This is a genomic window from Rhodobacter flavimaris (assembly GCF_021378075.1).
In the GTDB taxonomy this organism is placed as follows: Bacteria; Pseudomonadota; Alphaproteobacteria; order Rhodobacterales; family Rhodobacteraceae; genus Rhodobacter; species Rhodobacter flavimaris.
In genome coordinates, this window is sequence record NZ_JAJUOS010000052.1 from 1 (window position 1) to 352 (window position 352).

General features: G+C 53.7%; 1 protein-coding gene. It reads left to right on the plus strand.

The genetic code is table 11. The annotated features are described in order from the left end of the window. Positions 1–8 precede the first annotated feature (8 nt). Positions 9–352 (plus strand): immunoglobulin heavy chain variable domain-containing protein (locus LZA78_RS17960; RefSeq protein ID WP_368861025.1); only part of this gene is annotated, 344 nt, incomplete at its 3' end.

The window sequence follows — 352 nt, forward strand, 5'->3', positions numbered from 1 at the left end:
GGGGAGGCTTGGTACAGCCTGGCAGGTCCCTGAGACTCTCCTGTGCAGCCTCTGGATTCACCTTTGATGATTATGCCATGCACTGGGTCCGGCAAGCTCCAGGGAAGGGCCTGGAGTGGGTCTCAGGTATTAGTTGGAATAGTGCTAACATAGTCTATGCGGACTCTGTGAAGGGCCGATTCACCATCTCCAGAGACAACGCCAAGAACTCCCTGTATCTGCAAATGAACAGTCTGAGAGCTGAGGACACGGCCTTGTATTACTGTGCAAAATCCTACCGGTCTTTTGGAGTGACTAATACTCCGGACTTTGACTACTGGGGCCAGGGAACCCTGGTCACCGTCTCCTCAGC